The 21,304-nt window shown below is 63.4% G+C and carries 21 protein-coding genes; 12 read left to right on the top strand and 9 right to left on the bottom strand.

Annotated features, from left to right (window positions below; genetic code table 11):
* Nucleotides 1-3 precede the first annotated feature (3 nt).
* From G3T36_RS02355 to G3T36_RS02345, 3 genes are all read right to left on the bottom strand, one after another.
* A complete protein-coding gene (locus G3T36_RS02355) occupies nucleotides 4-882 on the bottom strand; it encodes a branched-chain amino acid ABC transporter permease (protein ID WP_163287804.1) in 879 nt (292 codons plus the stop codon).
* Nucleotides 883-1,004: 122 nt separating this feature from the next.
* Nucleotides 1,005-1,778 carry an IclR family transcriptional regulator gene (locus tag G3T36_RS02350; RefSeq protein WP_163287803.1) on the bottom strand — a complete coding sequence of 258 codons (774 nt, stop codon included), beginning with the start codon at nucleotides 1,776-1,778 and terminating at the stop codon, nucleotides 1,005-1,007.
* 122 nt (nucleotides 1,779-1,900) lie between these two features.
* Nucleotides 1,901-2,866, bottom strand: coding sequence for a peptidoglycan glycosyltransferase FtsW (locus G3T36_RS02345; protein WP_240148230.1), 966 nt, complete (start codon nucleotides 2,864-2,866; stop codon nucleotides 1,901-1,903).
* Nucleotides 2,867-4,114: 1,248 nt separating this feature from the next.
* Between G3T36_RS02345 and G3T36_RS02340 the strand changes: the two genes are divergently transcribed.
* Nucleotides 4,115-4,792 (top strand): GntR family transcriptional regulator, encoded by a 678-nt coding sequence (locus G3T36_RS02340; RefSeq protein ID WP_163287801.1) that lies wholly within the window; start codon nucleotides 4,115-4,117, stop codon nucleotides 4,790-4,792.
* Nucleotides 4,792-5,451 carry a GntR family transcriptional regulator gene (locus tag G3T36_RS02335; protein WP_163287800.1) on the top strand — a complete coding sequence of 220 codons (660 nt, stop codon included), beginning with the start codon at nucleotides 4,792-4,794 and terminating at the stop codon, nucleotides 5,449-5,451. Before G3T36_RS02340 ends, G3T36_RS02335 begins: the two co-directional genes overlap by 1 nt.
* Before the next feature lie 596 nt (nucleotides 5,452-6,047).
* Here the strand turns inward: G3T36_RS02335 and G3T36_RS02330 are convergent.
* Nucleotides 6,048-7,514, bottom strand: a complete 1,467-nt coding sequence (locus tag G3T36_RS02330) for a potassium/proton antiporter (protein WP_163287799.1) — start codon at nucleotides 7,512-7,514, stop codon at nucleotides 6,048-6,050.
* 250 nt (nucleotides 7,515-7,764) lie between these two features.
* On the opposite strand from G3T36_RS02330, the gene G3T36_RS02325 reads away from it, so the two are divergent.
* From G3T36_RS02325 to G3T36_RS02310, 4 genes are all read left to right on the top strand, one after another.
* Nucleotides 7,765-9,543: a chloride channel protein gene (locus G3T36_RS02325; RefSeq protein WP_163287798.1), complete on the top strand. Its 1,779-nt coding sequence runs from the start codon at nucleotides 7,765-7,767 to the stop codon at nucleotides 9,541-9,543.
* Nucleotides 9,544-9,917: 374 nt separating this feature from the next.
* Nucleotides 9,918-10,889, top strand: coding sequence for a cytochrome c oxidase assembly protein (locus G3T36_RS02320; protein WP_205244986.1), 972 nt, complete (start codon nucleotides 9,918-9,920; stop codon nucleotides 10,887-10,889).
* Nucleotides 10,886-11,740, top strand: a complete 855-nt coding sequence (locus G3T36_RS02315; RefSeq protein WP_163287796.1) for a cytochrome c biogenesis CcdA family protein — start codon at nucleotides 10,886-10,888, stop codon at nucleotides 11,738-11,740. Before G3T36_RS02320 ends, G3T36_RS02315 begins: the two co-directional genes overlap by 4 nt.
* Nucleotides 11,737-12,921: a redoxin domain-containing protein gene (locus tag G3T36_RS02310; protein WP_163287795.1), complete on the top strand. Its 1,185-nt coding sequence runs from the start codon at nucleotides 11,737-11,739 to the stop codon at nucleotides 12,919-12,921. Before G3T36_RS02315 ends, G3T36_RS02310 begins: the two co-directional genes overlap by 4 nt.
* A gap of 29 nt (nucleotides 12,922-12,950) precedes the next feature.
* Here G3T36_RS02310 and G3T36_RS02305 read toward each other — a convergent pair whose 3' ends face one another.
* Nucleotides 12,951-13,415 (bottom strand): hypothetical protein, encoded by a 465-nt coding sequence (locus G3T36_RS02305; protein ID WP_163287794.1) that lies wholly within the window; start codon nucleotides 13,413-13,415, stop codon nucleotides 12,951-12,953.
* Between the two features lie 141 nt (nucleotides 13,416-13,556).
* Between G3T36_RS02305 and G3T36_RS02300 the strand changes: the two genes are divergently transcribed.
* From G3T36_RS02300 to G3T36_RS02275, 6 genes are all read left to right on the top strand, one after another.
* Nucleotides 13,557-14,060 (top strand): MarR family winged helix-turn-helix transcriptional regulator, encoded by a 504-nt coding sequence (locus G3T36_RS02300; protein ID WP_163287793.1) that lies wholly within the window; start codon nucleotides 13,557-13,559, stop codon nucleotides 14,058-14,060.
* 131 nt (nucleotides 14,061-14,191) lie between these two features.
* The gene (locus G3T36_RS02295) at nucleotides 14,192-14,410 is read left to right on the top strand and encodes a hypothetical protein (RefSeq protein ID WP_163287792.1); all 219 of its coding nucleotides are present in this window, start codon (nucleotides 14,192-14,194) and stop codon (nucleotides 14,408-14,410) included.
* Between the two features lie 15 nt (nucleotides 14,411-14,425).
* Nucleotides 14,426-15,343 (top strand): ABC transporter ATP-binding protein, encoded by a 918-nt coding sequence (locus tag G3T36_RS02290; RefSeq protein ID WP_163287791.1) that lies wholly within the window; start codon nucleotides 14,426-14,428, stop codon nucleotides 15,341-15,343.
* Nucleotides 15,333-16,121, top strand: a complete 789-nt coding sequence (locus G3T36_RS02285; RefSeq protein WP_163287790.1) for an ABC transporter permease subunit — start codon at nucleotides 15,333-15,335, stop codon at nucleotides 16,119-16,121. Before G3T36_RS02290 ends, G3T36_RS02285 begins: the two co-directional genes overlap by 11 nt.
* Before the next feature lie 64 nt (nucleotides 16,122-16,185).
* Nucleotides 16,186-17,364 (top strand): FAD-binding domain, encoded by a 1,179-nt coding sequence (locus G3T36_RS02280; protein WP_163287789.1) that lies wholly within the window; start codon nucleotides 16,186-16,188, stop codon nucleotides 17,362-17,364.
* A 692-nt stretch (nucleotides 17,365-18,056) separates the two neighbouring features.
* Nucleotides 18,057-18,386, top strand: a complete 330-nt coding sequence (locus G3T36_RS02275) for a hypothetical protein (RefSeq protein WP_163287788.1) — start codon at nucleotides 18,057-18,059, stop codon at nucleotides 18,384-18,386.
* A gap of 199 nt (nucleotides 18,387-18,585) precedes the next feature.
* Here the strand turns inward: G3T36_RS02275 and G3T36_RS02270 are convergent, their stop codons facing one another.
* The 4 genes from G3T36_RS02270 to G3T36_RS02255 form a co-directional block, all read right to left on the bottom strand.
* Nucleotides 18,586-19,023, bottom strand: coding sequence for a hypothetical protein (locus G3T36_RS02270; protein ID WP_163287787.1), 438 nt, complete (start codon nucleotides 19,021-19,023; stop codon nucleotides 18,586-18,588).
* 21 nt (nucleotides 19,024-19,044) lie between these two features.
* The gene (locus G3T36_RS02265) at nucleotides 19,045-19,677 is read right to left on the bottom strand and encodes an NAD(P)H-binding protein (RefSeq protein ID WP_163287786.1); all 633 of its coding nucleotides are present in this window, start codon (nucleotides 19,675-19,677) and stop codon (nucleotides 19,045-19,047) included.
* A gap of 108 nt (nucleotides 19,678-19,785) precedes the next feature.
* Nucleotides 19,786-20,262, bottom strand: coding sequence for a MarR family winged helix-turn-helix transcriptional regulator (locus tag G3T36_RS02260; protein ID WP_338031430.1), 477 nt, complete (start codon nucleotides 20,260-20,262; stop codon nucleotides 19,786-19,788).
* 439 nt (nucleotides 20,263-20,701) lie between these two features.
* Nucleotides 20,702-21,079, bottom strand: a complete 378-nt coding sequence (locus tag G3T36_RS02255) for a hypothetical protein (protein ID WP_163287785.1) — start codon at nucleotides 21,077-21,079, stop codon at nucleotides 20,702-20,704.
* Between the last annotated feature and the right edge of the window lie 225 nt (nucleotides 21,080-21,304).

Genomic DNA, 21,304 nt, shown 5'->3' with positions numbered 1-21,304 from the left:
GGGCTACGCCTTTCCGGGACGGGCGAACAGGCCGTTCGGCCTGAACAGCAGAGCGAGGATGAGTACGACGAACGCGACGTCGAGCTTGTATGAGGGATCGATCACCAAGGCGGAGAGCTCGGTCGCGAGGCCCACGATCACAGCTCCCACCATCGCGCCGTAGATGCTGCCGACCCCGCCTACTATCACGGCCGCGAAGATCACGAACAGGAAGGTTTCGCCCGAGCCCGGTGTGATGCTCGCCTGGGTGAGACCCAGGATGGTGCCACCGATCCCTGCGAGCACCCCCGACATGAACCAGGTCAGCGTTGTGATTCTCTTTGTGTCCACTCCGCTGGTCATGGCCAGCGTCGAGTTGTCCGACATCGCCCGCATCGACTTGCCGAGGCGCGTCATGGTCAGCATCAGGTGAATCAGCACCATGACGACCAGGGCGATGAAGATCACCACCAGTTGATCGGTGGTGAACAGGAACGGCCCGACGTGGAACGGCGTCTGGTTCGAGACGTCGTAGTGCAGGACCTCTGTGCCCCAGATCGAGCTCACCAGGTTCAGCAGGATCAGCGACAAGCCGAACGTCACGATCAGGATGTAGAAGAGCTTCTGAAACCGCCTTGCGAACGGGGCCAGCAGGAACCGGTTCAGCAAGACTGCGAGAATGCCGACGGACAGGCCCCCCGCAAGCATCGCGACCCAGATGTTCGCGTGGAGCGGACCTGTGTTCAGCGTCCAGGCCACGTACGCGCCGACGGCCATGAAGTCGCCGTACGCGAAATTGATGTAGTTGGTGATGCCGAACTGCAGGCTCAGTCCGACGGCTGACAGTGCGAGGACCGACGCGACCACAAGGCCGAACCCGGTGGCGAGCAACAGCTCTGACATGCGAGACTCCCTTGTCTGTTCCCACCCCATTATCATTGTGCGATAAGAGCTATCACGGGGCGTTAGGCAAAACTTACGGGGCGGCGGATGCCGCTGTCAAGGGGGATTGCCAAGCTTCTGTTTTACGGAATGCGGCGAGTAATGGCCGCACTCGCTCGCTGCATCTCGGCGACCAGCGCCGGCACGTTCGAGGTCGCGAAGTCCTCTTCGAGGCCTGAGAGCTGAATCGACGCAATGGTCGAGCCGTCGCGGTCGAATATCGGGACGGCGATTGATGCGGCCCCGCGCTCGCGCTGGCTGCTGCCGCGCACGTACCCGTCCGCGGCGATCTGGCGCAGGGTGGCACGGAACTCGTCAGGGTCGACGATGTCACCTGCGGCCGTCTTGATCTCGCCGACCGCGGCCAGTAGCGCGGTGACCTCGTCGTCATCCATCGCTGCTGCGAGGGCACGCGCGCCGCCGAGCTGCAACGGAAGCTTCTCGCCGATGGGCAATTGGTAGCGCAGTGGTCTCGTGCCCTCGATCCGCACCAGGATGACCTGCCAGAACCCGGCCCTGATCGCGAGCGACGAGGTGAACTCGGTTGAGGCTGCCAATTCTTGCAGGATCGGTGTTGCGACGAGCAGCAACGGGAACGAGACGAGGAATGCGTGAGCGTTCAGAAGTGAGGCGGGCCCCATGCCGTACGTTACGCCATCCTGCCGCACATAATCATGCTTGACTAGCGCATTCAGGATGCGCTGGGTTGTTGCCACATGGAGCCCCGCTTCGCGCGCGATCTCGCTCAACCGCTTGGCCGTCATGCTCTGTTCGAGCACGCGCAGAACGTCGAGGGAGCGCTCGAGTGATCGCATCGAACTCGATTGTGCGTCGTTGGTCTCGCGCGTATCCACCATCCCCCCAACTTTATCGCTTGCTAAGACTAATTCTCACCGAATGACAATAGATGGCAACCATCGCGACCGACGGAGTAGTCGCGATCGGGCCGGTCTCGCAACGGTGAGAGACAGTCGGCAGGCTAGTGAGCCCGCGTCGCCGTTGCGCCAAGCTGCCCGGGACGGTTTTGGTCGCGTGCGAAGGACAACACGATACCTATGGCGATCAAAGTGCTGACGAGGGCGGTGCCGCCCGAGGATATGAACGGCAGAGGGACGCCGAGGACGGGAAGCATGCCGAGAACAACGGCGATGTTCACGAACGCTTCCGCAATGATCCAAACCATGATCGCGCCGGTCACGGTGATGACGAAGACGTCCGTGCTGCGCCGGATGATTCGGACGAACACAAGCGCCAAGAGTACGAACAGTGCCAGGACTGTTGCTGCACCGATGAGCCCCAACTCTTCGCCGATGATGGCGAAGATGAAGTCGGTGTCGGCTGCCGGTAGCCAGTCCCATTTGGCATGCGAGTTGCCGAGGCCGACGCCGAATACCCCTCCAGACGCTAACGCATAGTCTCCGTTCAAGACCTGCCAACCGGATCCGGTCGGGTCGGCGGCGGCAGGATGCAGAAAGGAAAGGATGCGGGTGACGCGGTTCGCGCGCGAGAGGGCAACCAGGAGAGCGATACCGATTTCCACCGCTGCGGTCAACGCCAATTGTTTGAGAGGGGTCCGGGCGAAATAGAGCGCACCCAGAACCATGGCAGCCAGGATCATCGTTGTCCCGAGGTCGCCGCCGACGGTGACGAGTGCGATCGCACTTCCGGTCACGATGCTGGCGGGCAACAGAAATCTGCGCCAGTGCTGAACGTTCTGGATCTTCGTAGCGACAAAGGTTCCCAGCCAGACCGCGACCGCGACTTTGATCGCCTCGGATGGTTGAATCGTAGGCACCCCGGATATCTGAAGCCAGTTGCGATTACCGTTGATGCGCACTCCGAGCGGGGATGCGACAACCAAGATCTGCAGGAGCGCCGTGGCCAGCAGCAACTGCCATGCCCAGCGTTTCCAGAACTTCACCGGAAGTCTCGATGCCACGAGCATGAAAGCCAAACCGAGACCGGCGTATTCGCTTTGGCTTACGAACTTGCCATAAAAACCCGTCTTTGCCAGAGCGAATCAACCGAAGACGATGACAACACCATCAGGAGGCCAAATCCGACCAGAAAGAGAACGACGCCGAGCAAGAGCACATAATCGGAGGAGGGGGGCCGTACACCGTGGCGCAGTAGGACCCTGACGGTCATCGCGGGCGGTCGCGGCCCCGACCCAACGGCTCTAAGCAGCGTGGCCTTCATGACATGACCAAGCCGCGAACAGTTTCGTCGGGCGTGCTTCTGGCCGTGCTGCTCAGAACACGCGGGGCCATGTTCGCGGCGCTGTCGGAAAGTAGGTTGACTTGCCGGAGTGGAGCGGAAATCAGCCGGCGCGCGAAAAAAATCGCGACAACCAAATCGCCGGAAGATCTGTCGACGAATACGGCGTGGCAACCCCCGGACCGCCTTGGCCTCGGAGTCTATGAATCACGCGGAACCCGTCTCAGCCAGGACTGAGGGAGTAACGGTGGTTGAATCACTCGTACTCCTTGTTGTCTTCTTTCCGATCCGGCGGCCGATCACAGCGATCTCCGTCAGCGCGGTTCCCTCCGATCGCTATTTGCAGACTGCGCCTAGCAACAGATCCCTCCGGGGAGCCACGTTGCCATCGGCCCGCTCTCGATCTTTGTTCCGGTACGGCAAGAAAAACGATCAGGGCAGGACAGCACACCCGCCCCGCCTCGTCAGGTGGGCCCGGCAGACCAATTTGACACCAACCCGTAGAAGGGTCGACCGGCCGGGGAGTGATCACGATTCGCGATTCAGCGTCGACACCAACATGGGGCCGGACTGTAGCGCGGAATGATCCGGGCGGTCGGCTCCGAAAGGCGTTGGGCGCGTGGCGTGGTGCCAACGTGGAACGCTAGTCGGACGTGACCTTACCGAGGTCAGTATTTCGCTCATGCAATATAGCGGTTGGAGGAACCAGTCGGTGAGAATCGTGGCTTCCTCTCCCGGTGATCGAGGCTGAGGATTGGGGTCCTGCGTACCCGAAACGCAGGACCCCGTACAGGATGCCGAGACCCGAACCGAGCCCCTCGCTCAGGAGAACACCGTCGGGGGAACGATGGCCTCCGCGAATTTCTTCCTGTGCCGTGCAGTATATGGGCTAATTGAGACTTTAATCCAGATTAAAGTTCCAGTTGGGGTATCCCCTCGATACCATGGGGATAGGTCGAGCCGTGAGGAGGCACCGATGCCGGTACCCGGGGCATCGAGCAACGCGCCAGTGCGTGTGCTGGCGCGCGATCGCGCGTATGAGGCCCTGAGGAAGGCGATCCTGGCGCGGACGATCCTGCCCGGCGAGCGACTGGACGACGACAAGCTGCAAGCCTGGCTGGGGATGTCGAAGACTCCGATCCGGCAAGCGTTGCACGCTCTGACCGTGGAAGGGTTCGTCGAGACCGCGGCCCAGTCCTACACGCGTGTGATCGAGCCACGTGTCGACGATGCCGTGCTGCACCTGCAGACGATCGGCATCTTCCTTCTCGGAATCCTCGACCTCACGCTGGGCACGCTCGACCAGGAGCGGCAGGACGAACTGGTCCACGACGTCGAGCAGCTTCTCGTAGCGCTGGAGAACGAGGACATCGACGGCTCGCTCGCTGCGTCGCAGACCTACTACACGCATTTGATGGAGTCGTGCCCCAATCATGTCCTCGTCGAGCTGGCTCAACGGACCCTGGTAGCCCGGGCCTACTACGTCGTCGTGGCCTATCGCGCTCTGGGGGTGCAGTGGCAAGAGGCGGCGGCGGCCTATCGGCAAGTGCGCGATGCCCTGGCGATGGGGGACCCGCAGGCGGTCGCCGATGCGACCAAGCAGGTCTTCCGGATCGAGCAGCCTGATGCTGTGGTGCGAGGGGTTGGCTCCTGATGCCCATTCCAGAGCCGGCCCACCGATCCGAATCCGCCCGTGAACTCGTGCGCGACCGTGTGTACGCGCAGCTGAGGAACGCGATCCTCACTGGTGTCCTGCTTCCCGGTGAGAGGCTCGACGAGGCCGAACTGCGGAAATGGCTGCAGGTGTCAGGGACCCCGATCAGGCAGGCGCTTCAGACCCTGAGCATGGAAGGTCTCGTGCACACCGCGCCGCAATCGTATTCGGCGGTTATCACCCCGAGACCGGAGCACGCGCTGGAGACGCTGCAGACCATCGGGGTGCTGCTCGCCGGTGCGACGCTGATGACTCTCCCGCGCCTCGACGATTCCGCCCGAGCCGAGCTTGCACGGCTGGCCGATGCCGTGATCGACAGTCTCCGGGTCGGCGATGTGCCCGCGATCACCAGCGCCGCGGAGGCCTTCTTCACCTTGATCCTGCACGCCTGCCCCAATCCCGTGCTCGTCGAGATCATCGCCCGATCAGGGCCGTCACTCAGCTATCACGTGAGCGTGGCACATCAGGGGCTCGACGCCGACCTTGTCGAGCTGGCACGCGGATACGAAACGCTGCGGACAGCGCTCGAGCTCCACGACGACCGTGGCGTAGTCGCAGCCACGAAACGGGTCTTCCGCGTCGATCACGCGACTTCCTGAGTTCTTTCCTAGATCATCGCCACGAGTCATATCTGGATGTAGGGATCCACGAACGTGTCTTCCACAGAGTGAGGAAACGCCGCTCATCACCGTATGTGCTTCAGGCGGCCGCGCGAAGGGCTCATATGAACCCGACCAAGTTGCCTGACACCACGCGAACGATAGTGGCCACCGAACTGAACGGGGTCGCCACCGAAATGAACGAGGTCGCCACCGCAACCTGCGAATACACGATGTCCCCCCGCCGATGCGAGCTGGCCGGATCTAAGTGCAGACTTGGGTCGGCGTTCACTCAAGCTCAAGCGACCCGAGCCCATGCACATACGTATAGCAGAGGCGGTGTTGTCAGCGCTCCTCCTCACAAACCCCGCACATTCAACTCGAATTGTCCTCGTCCCTAGCATTGACTTGCCTCCGGATGGCGACCGCCTCTCTTTCGTCGCCGCTGATATGAATGCGCGTGAACGAAACTGCATTTGGCCGATTGGCGTTCGCAGCGAAGAACCTCACTATGCAAGATCGAGCGATTCGAAGGGGGCAGTTCATGATCCCCGATTCAAGAGGCAAAAAGAGTTGCGTGATGCCGTCTAGTACATCTAGTCGTGGTCAGCGCTTTGCTCGAAGATGCGGTCGAGCTTCGCGTCTGGCTCGGCGAGGGTGAGGACGATGTCGCCGGCTTGAAGTCGGGTGCTGCCGCGGACTTGAAGGAGTCGGCCCTCGCGGTTGATCATGCTCACCCAGCCGTCTTCGCCGAGGTTGAGGTCCTCGATTGTGGATCCGTCGGCGGGTGAGCCTCGGGCGACCGTGTGGTGATGCAGCCCTTCAGGTTCTTCGTTGAATCGCAGGCCGCTCGCCCAGGGTTCCGGCTCGACGATGCGCATGGGAACCCGGAACAGTCGGGCCATGAGCGGAATGAGCCCGCCTTGGAAGACGACCGAGACAACGACGACGACGAAGATCAGTGCGTAGATGGTCCTGGCGTGGGCAACACCGGCGGTGAGGATGAAGATACCGAGGAGGATCGGGACGGCCCCTTTGAGCCCGGCCCAAAGCACGAAGGCTCGTTCTCCCCAACGGAGCCGAATCGGCAGCAGCAGCACGCCGACGAAGACGGGCCGGATGACGAAGATGAGAAGCGCCGCGATGCCGAGGCCAGTCCAGAGGATGGCAGGATCGAGCACGTCGTCGAGGGAAACGCTCAGGCCGAGGACGACGAAGACGATAATCTCGGCAAGGCTCGCGATCCCGCCACTGAATCGCTCGATCTCACGTTTGTAGGGCGCGCGGCCGTCGCCGCTGACGATTCCGGCAAGAAACACGGCGAGGAAGCCGGAGCCGTGCAGGATCGTCGCCGCGGCGTAGATCAGCGCGGCGCACGCGATTGCGCGCACGGAGTAGAGGGCCTCGTTCGGCAGCGACACCCGCCGAGTCAGCTTCATGAGCCCCCACCCGCCTGCGATGCCGACGACCGCGCCGACCACCATTTGAAGTGCGAACTGGCCAACGCCGCCGAGTACGGCATCCATCCCCGTTCCGGTCGCCGCCAGGAGGCTGACCATGAGCGCGATGCCGACGGGGTCGTTTGCTCCGGATTCGCCTTCGAGGATCGTTCCTGTTCGGCCGGTGATCTCGCGTTTGCCCAGGATCGAGAAGACGACTGCGGGATCGGTGGGAGACAGTGCGGTTCCGATCAGCAGCGCGGTCGGCCACGCGAGAGCGAACAGGAAATGCGCTGCCGTGGCGACGCCTGCTGCGGTGACGGCGGTGCCGGCGATTCCGAGCACGGTGATCGCGCCGGCCGCGGATCGGAACCGGCGCCAGCCGATGTGCATCCCGCCGTCGAAGAGGATGAAGATTAGGGCGACGGTGACAATTCGTTCATCGACCTCAGCGGGAACGGTGCCGAGGATGGGGAACACGGCCGCGGCCGCGGCCGCGGCCGCCAGGAACAGAGCCGGTGCCGGCACCCGGATCCACGCGCTCAAGCGGTTCGAGAGCACGGCGATGATCACGGTTGCGGCGACCAGGAAGATCACCACGCTGAACGGCTCGATGTCGATCACGGCGTCGCCCTTTGGCCGCCATCGGAACCCGTCATGCCGTCCTCCTCGTCAAGGCGCGTCAACCTGATTGCCGACCAGGCTTCCCGGCGCACCTCGTGGACTCGACAAAAGCGGCTTCCCGATTCCCCAACCCTACAGCTCGAGCCTTGACGCGTCTGAGACGCTCAGACGTCTGATCGCGATCAGATACATCGCACCTTGATACCATGCATAATTGCAATTGTTGCAGTAATACATGGAAGGCTGTGGGATGTCGTCAATCCGTGCGGGGACGTCCGCGCTTGTCAGCGGCTGGTCGATTGCGCTGCGTCGTGCCGGGGACAAGGCGGGGGTGGGCTCGGTGCAGCTGGTCGGGGCTGCGATCATCATCGGGGCCGGAGCGGGATTCGCCGCGGTCGGGTTCCGCTGGCTTGTCTCGATGGCGACGCTGGTCTTCACCGGTACGACTGACTATTCGGGCACGACCGGTCATCCGGCGAACCCCTGGGTGCCGTGGTTGGGCGGCGCGTTCGTGATTCTGGCACCTGCGGTGGGGGGCCTGATCTACGGGCCGCTGGTGGACAGGTTCGCCAGGGAAGCGCGCGGTCACGGCGTGCCGGAGGTGATGTACGCGGTTGCGAAGAAGGGCGGCCGGATCGCGGGGAAGGTCGCCATCGTCAAGGCGGTCGCATCGGCGATCACGATCGGATCGGGCGGATCCGTCGGCCGGGAAGGCCCGATCGTCCAGATCGGCTCAGCCTTGGGATCGACGCTCGGACGCCTGGCCCGGATGCCGGACGGGATGATTCGCACCCTCGTCGCTTGTGGCGCGGCAGGCGGGATCGCGGCAACCTTCAATGCGCCGATCGCGGGGGTCTTCTTCGCCCTCGAGCTGCTGCTGCGAGATTTCGCCGCACGGTCGTTCGCGGCGGTGATGCTCTCCTCGATCACCGCGTCGATCGTCGGTCGGGCGATCCTGGGCGATCATCCGTTCCTGGCGCTCCCACCGTTCAGCGTGGCGAACCCGTCCGAATTCGCGTTGTTCGCCGTTCTGGGCCTCGTCGCCGGGCTCGTCGGGATCGGCTTCACCAAGATTCTCTACTTGTTCGAGGACATCAGCGACCGGTTGTGGCGCGGACCTGAATGGTTGCGTCCGGTCGTGGGTGGTCTGCTTCTCGGGCTCGTGCTCTTCGCGCTTCCGCAGATGTACGGTGTCGGCTACCCGGTCCTCGAGAAGAGCGTCCTGGGCGGATACACCCTCGCCTTCCTGCTCCTGCTGGTGGTCGGAAAGATTGTGGCGACCAGCTTGACGATCGCGATCGGCGGATCGGGGGGTGTCTTCGCCCCGTCGCTCTTCATCGGGGCGGCGCTGGGCGCGGCCTTCGGCGAGGTGGTCGGGGTCGTCTTTCCCGCGCTGGCGGGCCAGGCAGGCGCCTTCGCGCTGGTCGGTATGGGCGCGGTTTTCGCCGGCGCCACCCGTGCGCCGATCACGGCAGGGATCATCTTGTTCGAGCTCACGGGTGAGTACACGATCATCCTGCCGTTGCTGCTCGCGATCGTCGTCGCAACCGGTGTGTCCCGATTGATCAGTCGGGACACGATCTACACGCTCAAGCTCCGACGTCGAGGGGTGAACATCACCTCCACGCAACCGAATCCGCATCTACACGCCATTCACGTGCGCGACGTGATGTCTGAAGTGCCCGAACCGCTCATCTCATCGATGTCCGTCGAAGCGACGGCTCGAGCGCTGGCGGCGGCCAGTGCGCGCAGCTTCCCTGTCGTCGATGGCGGAACGTATCGCGGGATCGTCACATCGAGACAGGTCGCCGACGTGCTCGAGAACGACGATTCGGCAGCGCAGCTGACGGTGCGCGAGATCCTCGAGGAATGCGCCACGACCAGCCCCGAAGCAACCCTCGATTCTGCGCTCGACGATGTGCTGGACACAGGCGACTCCGACGGTATACCCGTGCTCGGGAGCGCCGGAGAACTTCGCGGCTGGCTGGGGACGGCGGCGGTGCTTCGCGCCCTGGCCGGTGAACGTTAGCTGCGTCGGGGCACTGGCAGCGAGGACCAATATTTGTGTAGCATTGCAACAGTTGCAGCTATGCATAGAATCTAGGTCCGAGATGGGATCAGCTGTGTTTGTGTCGCCGTGTCACGACGCCGTTCTTGTAATCACTGACTTGCGCGAGGACGGTTCCCGGTGGGTGCAATGCACGGCGCCCGGATGCACGCAGTCCTGGCTTGAGGGGCAACCGGGGCCACGCGAACCGTGACGCAGACACGCCCCTTGCAAGCAGCCATGAGATTCCACCCGGATAGGAGCATCATGCGAAGTCTGGCCGCACGACCTCTATGCCGTTGCCCGCGATGACGACGCCGCCACCGGTCGGGCCGCCGACGATGACAATGACAGGCATGATGTGGATGCCGACGGAGCCACCGGACCTGGCGCGGCTTCTGGCGGTTCATCTCCAGCCGTTCCCGATTCTTCCGCTCATCACCGTGGGACTGCTTGCTCTCTATCTCACGGGCGTTATCCGGTTGCGGATCCGGGGCGACCGCTGGCCGGTCGGGCGACTCATCTGGTGGGCCGCTGGCATCGCGGTCATCCTCGTCATGACGGCCACCGGGATCGACGGCTACGGCATGGAACTGTTCAGCGTTCACATGGTCCAGCACATGACGCTGTCGATGCTCGCACCGGTCTTCCTGGTGCTCGGAGCGCCGGTCACGCTGCTCCTGCGAACCTTGCCGACCCGCTCAGGCGGCCGCACCTCGGCGCGAACAGTCGTGCTCGGGCTGCTGCACAGCCGGTTCGCTCTGTTCATCACGCATCCGGTTGTCAGCATCGCCCTGTTCCTGATGAGCCTGTACGGGCTCTACTTCACACCCGTCTTCGACTATCTGATGGGCACGATGTGGGGTCACAACCTGATGCTGCTGCATTTTCTGGCGATCGGGTTCCTCTACTTCTGGGGTGTGCTCGGGGTCGACCCGTCGCCGCGACGAGCTTCCCGGGGTGTCCGGCAGTTCAACGGGCCCGTGCTGCGCATCTTCGAACTGTTCGCCACCGTGCCGTTCCATGCCTTCTTCGGCGTCGTCGTGATGATGTCGGTGAGCCTGATCGTGCACTTCTATGCGATACCGGTGCCCGGCTGGGGCATCTCCCCACTTCAGGATCAGCAGCTCGGCGGCGGTATCGCGTGGGGTTTCACCGAGATTCCCACTCTGGTCGTTTTGGGTGTGCTGTTCCTGCAATGGCAGTCGTCCGAGGATCGGCTCAACCGCAGAATGGATCGAGCGGAGCGGCGGCGTGAAGGCGAGCGAGAGGCCTACAACGCGTTCCTCGCCAGCCTGGCCGCCCGTGATGCCGGAGAACCTCGATGATCGGGCAGGCGTCAGTCGGCTACGCGTTCGCCCTCGGCATGGTCGCCGCCGTGAACCCGTGCGGCTTCCCGTTGCTCCCCGCCTACCTTGCCCTGTTCCTCAACCCTGATGGTCCCGAGAGCACGCTCATGCGGGTGCGTCGTGGGCTTTTGGCCGGCGTAGCGATGACCACGGGCTTCCTCGTCGTGTTCCTGATCGCCGGGCTCCCGCTCGCAGCCGGGGCTCAGCTCGCGCCGGCCTGGTCGCCATTCGTGATGATTGCCGTCGGAGTGGTGCTCGCCGTGTTCGGCGTGGCCGGGATCCTGCGCATTTCGGTACGGCTGCCGATCCCGACGCTCGGTTTCAGTTCCGGGCGGGGCGTGTTGGCGATGGCCGGATATGGGGTGGCCTACGCGGTCGCCTCGTTGAGCTGCGCTCTCCCGCTCTTCCTTGCCGGCGTGGCAGGGAACTTCGGTAGGGGGCTCGGCGTCGGCGTCGCATCCCTTCTCGCTTACGCATTCGGGATGGGGCTCTTCGTCGTCTTCGCGAGCCTCCTGGCCGCCCTCCTCGGCGCAGAGTCGGTTCGGGTTTTCGGGCGCCTGTCACGGCTGGTGCCCGCGATCGGCTCGACCATCGTTTTCGCGGTGGGAATCTACCTCGTCATCTATTGGTCGGCAATTGCGATCGCGCCGCGATCGACGCCGCCGGTCGCGCGTCTCGCCGACGCCGTGCAGACCTGGGTCGCCGGGATCATCGGAGGATTCCCCCTCATCATCGGCGGCGTTCTCGCGGTCGCGGTCGCGGTGACCTTTGTCGCTGTGGCCCTGGCCGCCCGCAGGCGAGAGCAATCGAACGGAGCTGCCGACAAATGACGAAAACTGCGGCCACCCCGGGCGCACGAACCTGGATCTTCTGGCTTGCCACGGGCATCGGCATCGTGGTTACCTTCGCGCTGGTCGTCATCGCTGCGACTAGTCAGGGGGCGTCCAGCGCTGGGGCCGCCGACACCGCGGCCGGGATCTCGCCCGGGAGTGCAAAGCTCATCCAGCTAGACAAGCTCTCAGGCAAACCGCAACGAGCGCCGGACTTCGACCTCACCGACCAGCACGGCAACCACATCAACCTGGCCAGTTTCGCCGGGCGCTCCGTCGTGCTGACCTTCAACGACGACCAATGCCAAGACCTCTGCACACTGCTCGCCCAGGACGTCGTCACCGCGAACCGCGATCTCGGATCCGGGGCGAAGAACGTCGCATTCGTCTCCATCAACGCCAACCCGTACTACCCCACGGTCTCGAGTGTGGCAGCTTGGACTAACCAGCACGACCTCGGTGGCGCAGCCAACTGGTACTTCGGCACCGCCGCACCCTCGCAGCTGGCGGCCGTCGCCGAGCGCTACGGGGTCCCGATCGAACAGGATGCCGCAGCCAAGTCGGTGGTCCACGGAACAGAGATCTTCTTCATCGACCCGTCCGGTCACGAGTCGGCCCTCGGCCAGTTCGGCACCGATTCCGCCAGTACCGGCGCCTTCGGAAACGCCCTGGCACAGATGGCCGTCGACCTTCTACCAGCGGCTCAGCAAGGAACTGTTGGCGGCCGCGCCGCCGCTGACGCACCCAGTGGCAGTGCAGGAATCGGCAGCCACCCGAAATCGTTCGTGCTGCCCTCGCTCACCGGCGGCCTCCGGTTCGGCGACCCCGCCGCGCCCGGCCGATACACCGTCCTCAACTTCTGGGCTAGCAGCTGTTCGGCATGCGCCACAGAATTGCCTGCCCTCCAAAAGGTCTACACCCAGCTCGGCGACCACGTGCGCTTCCTCGGCATCGACGTCTCAGACAAACCGGCAGTCGGCCGCGCCGCAGTGAAAGCAGAGCACGTCAGCTACCCGATCGCATCCGACGCCAACGGAGCCGTCGCGGGTCGATTCCAGATCACCGGTCTCCCGTTCACTGTCATCCTAGATTCGCACGGCACCGTGGTGATCCGGCACCCGGGCGCTTTGACGGCTGAACAGCTCGAGTACATCCTTCAGTCGCTGACCTCCGACCACTAATTGGGTCGGACCGACCGCCAGGATCAGACTCAGTCGGCTGATGACGGGGGGTCGAGCCACACGACCTCGGTGAAGGCCGGAGGGAGCGCCCCTTCCTTGCCCAGGCTATCTCGCGGAGCAGCCAGCAATGCGGTCACGAGATTGCCGATCAGCTCCGATTGTGTGGTCCGGCCGGTAATTGTCGAGGCAAATTCGATCCTTCGCACCCAGATCTCAAGAGCATCGTGCGATGCTCCGCGCGCGACCGCTTCGACGAAGCCGTCCGCGAAGTAGTCGTCCTCAGATCTTGGGGAGCCGGCCAGATAGCGCGCAACGGTGTATGCGAAGAGAAAGGCGTTGCAGCGTTCCCAGGTCTCGTCGGAGGCGAAACGAATCGACGCGATCCGATCCCTCCACTCGCGCTCGTCAGCTCGCTCGCCGATCAACGTTGCGATAACACCCTCCGTGAACGTCTGAACATACCGCTGACTCGCATGCAACGCGTCGGTCGCCATCGGCGTCTCCCATCCATACATTTGCTGTTATGCAACAATTGTACTCACCCAGATTTCTGAGCGGGTAGGGCTCAGATCCGCCGCAGGCGCTGTGTACGATTGCAACACTTGCGGCACTGCATCGAAGGAGGGTGGGAGACCATGACCAAGCCGACTGACGAACAGGTAACCGCAGCGCCTGCAGCGGGGTTCCCCACCGAGGCGACCGAGGCGACACTGAGGGCATCTCGGGCGTTGCTCGGGATCGTCGCTCGCTCCGTAGCGGACGCCCTCGACGTGGTCACCTTGCCACAGTTTCGAGTCCTCGTCGTGCTCGCTGGCGCGGGACCGTTGCGAATGGGTGTCCTCGCGGCCCGGGTAGGCGCTGTGCCCTCGACGTTCTCCCGGACTATCGATCGAATGGCGGATAGCGGCTGGGTGCAGCGTAAGGAAAGCCCGGAGAGTCGGCGCGAGATCCTGATCGATCTGACCGCGCTGGGCGCGCAATTGGTGGCGGACGTCACGGAACGCCGCCGGCGCCAGATGGCGGCCATTCTCTCATCTCTCAACGGAGACCAGCAACGCACCATCATCCATGCCCTCGAGCTCTTTTCTACGGCCGCCGGGGAGCCTGCGCCGGAGGATCTGCTCACCCTCGGCCTGTGAGCCCGACGAGCCCGAGAATTATTAGATCAGTTGCTTTCTTGCAACAGATGCACTTCTACACGTATCGCGGTATGATTGGTTATGCACGACAAGCGGTCGCGAGTCGAGTAAGCACAGCGCGAAGGAGCGACATGGGCGGACATCAGACAGGTGAGTTCACCGCGAAAGTCGGCGCGCTCCCACTCCCCGATGAACGCACCGCCTCCAACTCGCTGCCAGCCACGCACGGCGTTGACGGTGACCTCGCGCTCGATGTGCTGCTCTGCCCCGAGCAAGCCAGCCCGTGGCTGCCGCATCCCGTGCCGACGGATGTCGCTCTCATACCGCGGAAGCATCACCTTCGACCCTGACTGACGCGTGATCATATGGCTACCCCAACGATCGAAACTCACGGACTGACGAAGACGTTCGGGTCCCAGCGCGGGATCGCGGACCTCGACCTGCAGGTCGAACCGGGCGAGATCTTCGGTTTCCTGGGGCCGAACGGCGCCGGGAAGTCGACGACCATCCGCATTTTGATGGGTCTGTACCGCCCCTCATCGGGCACGACGAACGTGCTCGGGCTCGACCCGCTGCGCGACGTGGTCGAGATCCATCGACGCACCGGCTATCTTCCCGGCGAACTGGCCCTCTATCCGCGCATGTCGGGACGGCAGCTGCTCGACCGGTTCAGCTCCGCCCGTGGCATGGGCGACACCCGGTATCGCGATGATCTCGTGGCGCGTTTCGACGTCGAACTGGACCGTGCAATGCAGCTCCTCTCGAAGGGCAACCGCCAGAAGCTCGGCATCGTGCTCGCGTTCATGCATCGTCCGGAGCTGCTCGTGCTCGATGAGCCGACGTCGGGTCTGGACCCTCTCCTCCGTCGGGAATTCGTGAACCTGCTCGAGGAGACGGCGGCGGATGGACGGACCGTCTTCCTGTCATCCCACGACCTCGACGAAGTTCAACGAGTCGCACACCGGCTGGCGATCATCAAGGAAGGCCGGATCGTCGTGACCGACACCGTCGAGGGATTACGCCGCCACGCACCGCGCACGATGGAACTCGTCTTCGATCGCGCGGTCGACTTGTCGACGCTCGAACGCCTGGACGGTGTGGAGATCGCGACCGAAGGCCTCCGGCGGCTACGGCTGACGATCACCGGTCCACTCGCCCCGGTCTTGCGGGCCGTCGCGTCACTCGATCCGGTCGACATCCTGTCCCGACCTGCCGATCTCGACGAACTGTTCCTCACCTACTACCGCTCCAGCGACCGCGAGGAGAGTCGCCATGCGGTTTGACGTGGCCAGAATCGACTTGCGCCAAAGGCGGCGCTCCATCCTGTGGTTCACCGTCGGGGTCGCCGCGTATACGTACCTTCTCGTCGCGATGTACCCGGCCATCAAATCCGACAGTTCGCTGGGCGCTCTGACGGCCGACAATCCCACAGTCGCTGCCCTCCTGGGCGTGTCAGGGTCGTTCACGTCGCCCGCCGGCTGGATCAATGGCAACCTGTACGCCAACTTCTTTCCCCTCATGATCCTGTTGATGACGATCGGCTATGGCGCATCGTCGATCGCCGGCCAGTCCGAGACCGGGCAGCTGGGACTCGTCGCGAGCATCCCGATCAGCAGGGCCCGGCTCGTGGGTGAGAAGATCCTGGTCCTGATCGCGCTTGCGATACCGGTTACGCTCGCCGCACTTGCTTTCACGATGCTGGGCAGGCAATACGAGCTCGCGTTGCCCGGCTGGCCCCTCGTCGGCACGACGGCTGCCGTGCTGCTGATGGGGATCGACTTCGGGCTCCTGGCGCTGGCGGTCGGCGCCGTCAGCGGCAGTCGCGGCCTGGCGCTCGGCCTGACCTCAGCGATGGCTGCCGCCTCCTACCTCGTCAGTTCGCTGGCGCCGGTGGTCGGATGGATCCGGTCGATCCGCGGCGCATCCCTCTTCTACTGGGCTGTCGGGGGCGATCAGCTCCGTTCCGGGCCTTCGGCCGGAGGATTCGCCGTCCTGGTGCTGACAGGCGTTGCGCTATACCTTGCGGCGACCATCCTCATCAAGCGTCTCGACATCCGATGAGTCGGCTCGGGTCCTGGCCGCTTTCGGCGAGCAGCGACGTACGGACCAGGGCGGCCGGGTTGCCATGAAGATCCTTATCGTCGGGGCCGGGATCGCCGGCCCCACCCTTGCCTATTGGCTGCTTCGCGCGGGACATGAACCGACACTCGTCGAGCGTGCTCCGCAACTGCGCGAAGGCGGCTACGTGGTCGACTTCTGGGGGTCCGGTTTCGAAGTGGCGAACCGGATGGGAATCGTTCCCCGGTTGAAAGAGGCCGGCTATCGCATTCGGGAGATGCGCGAGGTGTCGAACAAGGGCCGACGGATCGCGCACCTCGATCCGGGCTTCATCGACACCGCTGGGGGATCCTATGTCTCGATCGGACGATCCGATCTTGCGGCCGCGATATACGAAGCGCTGGACGACGGGGTCGAAACGATCTTCGATGACAGTGTGACGGCCCTCGCCGACGACGGACGCCGGGTCATCGTCGAGTTCGAACGGGGCGCCGCGCGGGAGTTCGACCTCGTGGTCGGCGCGGACGGGCTGCACTCCCGGGTTCGGGCGCTGTCCTTCGGTCCGGAGGACGAGTTCGAGCGCGATCTCGGCATCGCGGTGGCGGCGTTCGACGTTGAGGGCTATCTTCCCCGCGAGGAACTCGTTGCGGTGACGCACACGGAGGTCGGTGCGCAAGCGCTGCGACTGACGCTGCATGACGGTGCAACGATGTTCTGCCTGATCTTCCGTCACAGCGGGTACGTGGCTCAGGATGATGTGCTAGCCCAGCAGGAGATGATCCGCACACGCTTGAGTGGCGTCGGCTGGGAGGTTCCGGAGATTCTGAGGCTGATGCCGGACGCCCGCACCTTCTACATGGACAAGGTCAGTCAGATCCGAATGCCGGCCTGGTCTCGCGGCCGGGTGGCACTGATCGGGGATGCGGCCGCGTGCCCGTCGCTGCTGGCGGGTCAGGGGTCAGCTCTGGCTATGGTCGAGGGCTATGTCCTCGCGGCCGAGCTGCAGCGGTGGGGTGGGGATCACCGGGCCGCGTTCGCCGCCTACCAGGGGCAACTGGCATCGCTGGTGCGAACGAAACAGGATGCCGCCATCGGCCTCGGTGCCGCATTCGCCCCCCGAAATCACATGCAACTGCTTCTGCGCAACACTGTCGTGAACCTGATGGGCATCCCCGTCGTTGCGAGACTTGCGATGGGACGCAGCCTCCGCGATCCGATCGAGCTGCCACCAGCGCCGAGTGCTTAAAGATCCCCTACTACTCATCCGCGCCCTCCTCCGGACCGCCGAAAGAGCTCGAGCCGAGCGGCAACGGCGAGACGCTTCTGCTTCTCGAACATCGGGCGCACAATTTACTTATGGATGCCCGAGTGGGTGCAACGCAGCACAAAAGGCTCTTTGCTCCGCCGGCCCGGTGTCACACGGTGATTTGCCGGGAGCGCGGCGATTTGGTCGTGCGCGAGGTTCGGCTTCGGAACCGGATGCTTGCGCGATTGCGAGCAACCGCCCTTGATCGAGAGATCGCCAAAGGTGTAGCCGACAGGGATATCACCCTCGCTGTTCGTGCTGAGATGCTCGTTGAGCCCTCCGCTCGGTACTGCCTGGCTAAGAGTTGGGAGGACATTCTTCAGACGCGCCAGCACCGCTGCTGTCGTCGAGGATACCGCCACGTCGAGTGGCGGTCTCCGACGCCGAAGGACGAATCCAGCAGTTGGTTGCCTTGCTGAGGGCGCCACGCCCCGTTTGCGCGGCTGGGGTCGCTCTTGCCTGGGACATCCTCACGGACGGCTCCGGACCGCTGTACAACCCTCACTCTCGACGCGTCCTCGACGAAAGTCTCGCGACTGTCGTGCGGTATCTCGATTCGCCACTCTTTTGATCGACTGTCACGGTCGCAATTCACCTGCCGGATTCACAGAGTCGTTTCGCGAGATGTGCCTGTGAAAGTCAGAGAGATTGAATTCCGGACCCTAGACGAGGCCGTGTTGCACAGAATTGAGCTTGGGATGGATCCAGACACACGAGAGGTCACCGGAGGAGCGACTATGAATGACTCACGCGACGATGAACCGATTGGCGAGTTCGACCAGACAAACGGAGAGGCGCCAGGTCTCGAAGGAGACGACGACGGAGCACTCACCGGCGACGACCGGGAAGAGCACGGGGTCCTGACCGACCTGGTCCGAGACGTCGCAACCGACTTCCACGACCGCGACGCCGACGAATCCACAGACGCGGAGACCCCTTACAGCGAGGAAGGCCGACCCTGAGGCGCGGCTGGTAACCTAGCTGGGTTCGCCCACGGCTGACCGGGACTTCCCATGCCATCGATTCCCAGAATGACAGCCGCCCGGAGCAACACCGAGATGCTGCCCGATGCCCTCCGGGCACCCACGAAGAGAGCCGCCCAGTCGCCTAAGCGACCGGACGGCTCGAGCGTTCAATGCGTGGGTGTGACCAGTTTTCGGCCTACGCCGCGGTGTGCGCGGCCACGCCCACTGTCGCGACGGCGGCCCGGCGCATTCCGATTGCTTGAAAGGGCAAAAGGACGGCACCCCCGAAGATGATGAACGCGAGCGGAACGTGGATTGCGATGAGCCAATCTCGTTTGAAGTCCGTGATGAAGTGGCCGAGGAAGATCTGGGCGACTACCAGCACAAATAGCGTGATCGTTCGCCCAATAAGCGGTCGGTGGGATTTGCGCAGGGCGACAATCGTGAAGATCATCGTGAGCAATGCGAGGCCCGCAACGACGTCGGCAACGATCCCATGCGCGTCGATCCACCCGTCGCGGTGAGTCTGCGAGACGAATTCTCCCGCCAGGACAGCCTGGGCGAAGATCGAGAGAGACGTCGCTGCGACCAGGGCGATAAATATGTTCAGAGTTCTCCGCGTTGGCGTGTTCATGGTCGCCTTTCTTCTCCGGGGTTACTTGGTGTCGATGACGACGGCGGTTTGGCGGATGAAGGTACCTTCCAAGGCGGAGTGAAGGAGGAAGTCGGCCACGTTCGCGCGAGACGTTGACGGGAGGATCGGCAGTTTCTTGACATCTTCAAGTGCGGCAGCGGAATAGCTTGAGCTGTCCCGGTCATTCAATGCGCCAGGGTAGCTGAGCGTCCATTTCAGGTCACTCGCCTTTAGCAGCACTTCAGACGCGGCTTTGTCTGCATACTTTTTGCGCAGCGCAGTGCGGAAGATCAGGCCGGCCAGGAGGGAGGCCTTAGCCAGGGAGTCGCCGACTCCGAATGCGGAGACGAGCACGAACCGGTCCACGCCTGACGTTTTGGCGGATGCGACGACGGCGCGGACCGTATCGGTGACCAACGTCGGGGTTTCGCGAACGTTGTTGGCTCCGAGGGTGCTGATGACCGCGTCGTGGCCCCGGGCCGCCGTCGCGATCACGGCGGCATCGGTGACATCGCCGCTGATGATTTGAGCGCGCGGGTCAACTGCGGCGCCCGCCCTGCGAACGAGGGCGGTGACCTGGTGCCCCTGGTCGAGTGCCTTTTTGACGAAGGGGACGCCGGTGCGACCGGTTGCTCCAAGGACAAGAAACTTCACGATATTTCACTCTCTGCTATTCGGCCGTCGCGACAGATTCGCAATGGATCCAAGGCGACAGTAGTCAATAATGTTGACTACTGTCAAGCTCGTTGGGGACTGATGTCTCTACCGCGCGTAGGGGTCGGTTATCTCGCGGAGCTGGTCCAGGATCTGCTGCAACAACGCGTAGTTGCGGGTGCCGAGGTACGCCTCCCACTCGGAGAGGATCGCGTCGAGTGTCGCCTGGGCGACTTCGGCCGCCTGTAAGCCACGTCCCTCGATCACGATTAGTCGGGCACGGCGATCCGTGGGATCGGGGACCCGTCGGACGTATCCCAATCGTTCCAATTGATCGACCATGACTCCGGCGCTCTGCTTGCTCATCTGCGCCTGGTCGGCGAGATCCGTGAGCCGCGAACCAGCTTGGTCGACGCGTTGAAATACGCGGCATTGGGCGAGAGTCCAGTCATCGAACCCGGCATTCCGGACAGCCCGGAATATCCGCTCTTCGGTATACCGATAGGGGATGAACAATGACACCCCTAAATTGACACCCAGTGCGCCATCCATGCCGCCCTCGACTCCATCCGCATCTGATTCCACGAAGTCAAACCCTACGTCAACCTGTCGAGCCAGGTTCTCACGGTCCCGACCGCGGCGGCACGAGCATGGCGTTGCGAACGCTGCCTCCTAGGTGCGCCCGCTCCACTCAGCGACTTCAGACCGGGGACATTTGCTTCCCTGCCACTTCATGATTATAGTCATGAAGACTTACTATCACGTACGACGGCGAGGAAGCTGATAGTGGTATGCCTCGCAGGAATGCTCTCTCGTTCACGATCAGAAGAATCGGGCGCTTGCGACCGCCCGAACTGAACAATCCACGATCGAGCCCTCAGCCCTCTCACGCGGATAGCCTCATGGGTTGCCCGTCATACGTAGTCTGTCTCGAGCTCGAGCCGGAGTTCGCGTGCAGTGTTTTTCGCCCGACAGCTGTTGGAACGCGATCTGTGGGCGGAGCGCCATCTGCGATCGTGACCGGTCATCGCTGCGGGGCGCGCTGCGCCGTCCGGAATTGGCGGAGGAGATGAGCGACAGCCCCAGCCGCCGCCATTCCGATCGCGCCGGCAACACCGAGAACCGCGAATGCGGATAACGCATTCGAAAGGGGGGCGCTCCCGTGGTATCCCATGATCGAGTAGCTGACGACAATCGTGAACCCAAGGACGGCGCACACAGCGATCGCCATCGCCCATGTGCGCAGAACGAAACCGAGGACGATCGCGATGAGTCCCCAAAAAACAAGGTTCAACCAGGCGAGTGGTCCGACGAAGAACGCGAACTCTGCAATCGCCGCTAGGGCCGCCCCGAACACCACCGCTCCGAAAAGGTACGCTACCGCCGTGAGCATGCGATTCATAGGGTCATCATGCCACTGCGGCCGTTGCTGGCACCTTCCACGCACTCATGGGCGTTTCGGAATGGCTTTGGGATTATCCGGGACAAACTACTTGGCGGACAACTGGGACATGTTGCTGGCGGAGACCCCACCGCGAAGGTCCGGACTGGACAATCCGGTTGGTCGCACTACAGCTGAGACCCCCATTACAGGGTCGCCGCGCATCGGCCACCAATTGTCTAATTG

This window comes from Leifsonia tongyongensis, from assembly GCF_010686705.1.
Lineage (GTDB): Bacteria > Actinomycetota > Actinomycetes > Actinomycetales > Microbacteriaceae > Diaminobutyricibacter > Diaminobutyricibacter tongyongensis.
Note: the sequence above shows the minus strand (reverse complement) of the source record. Positions and strands in the feature narration are given on the sequence as shown.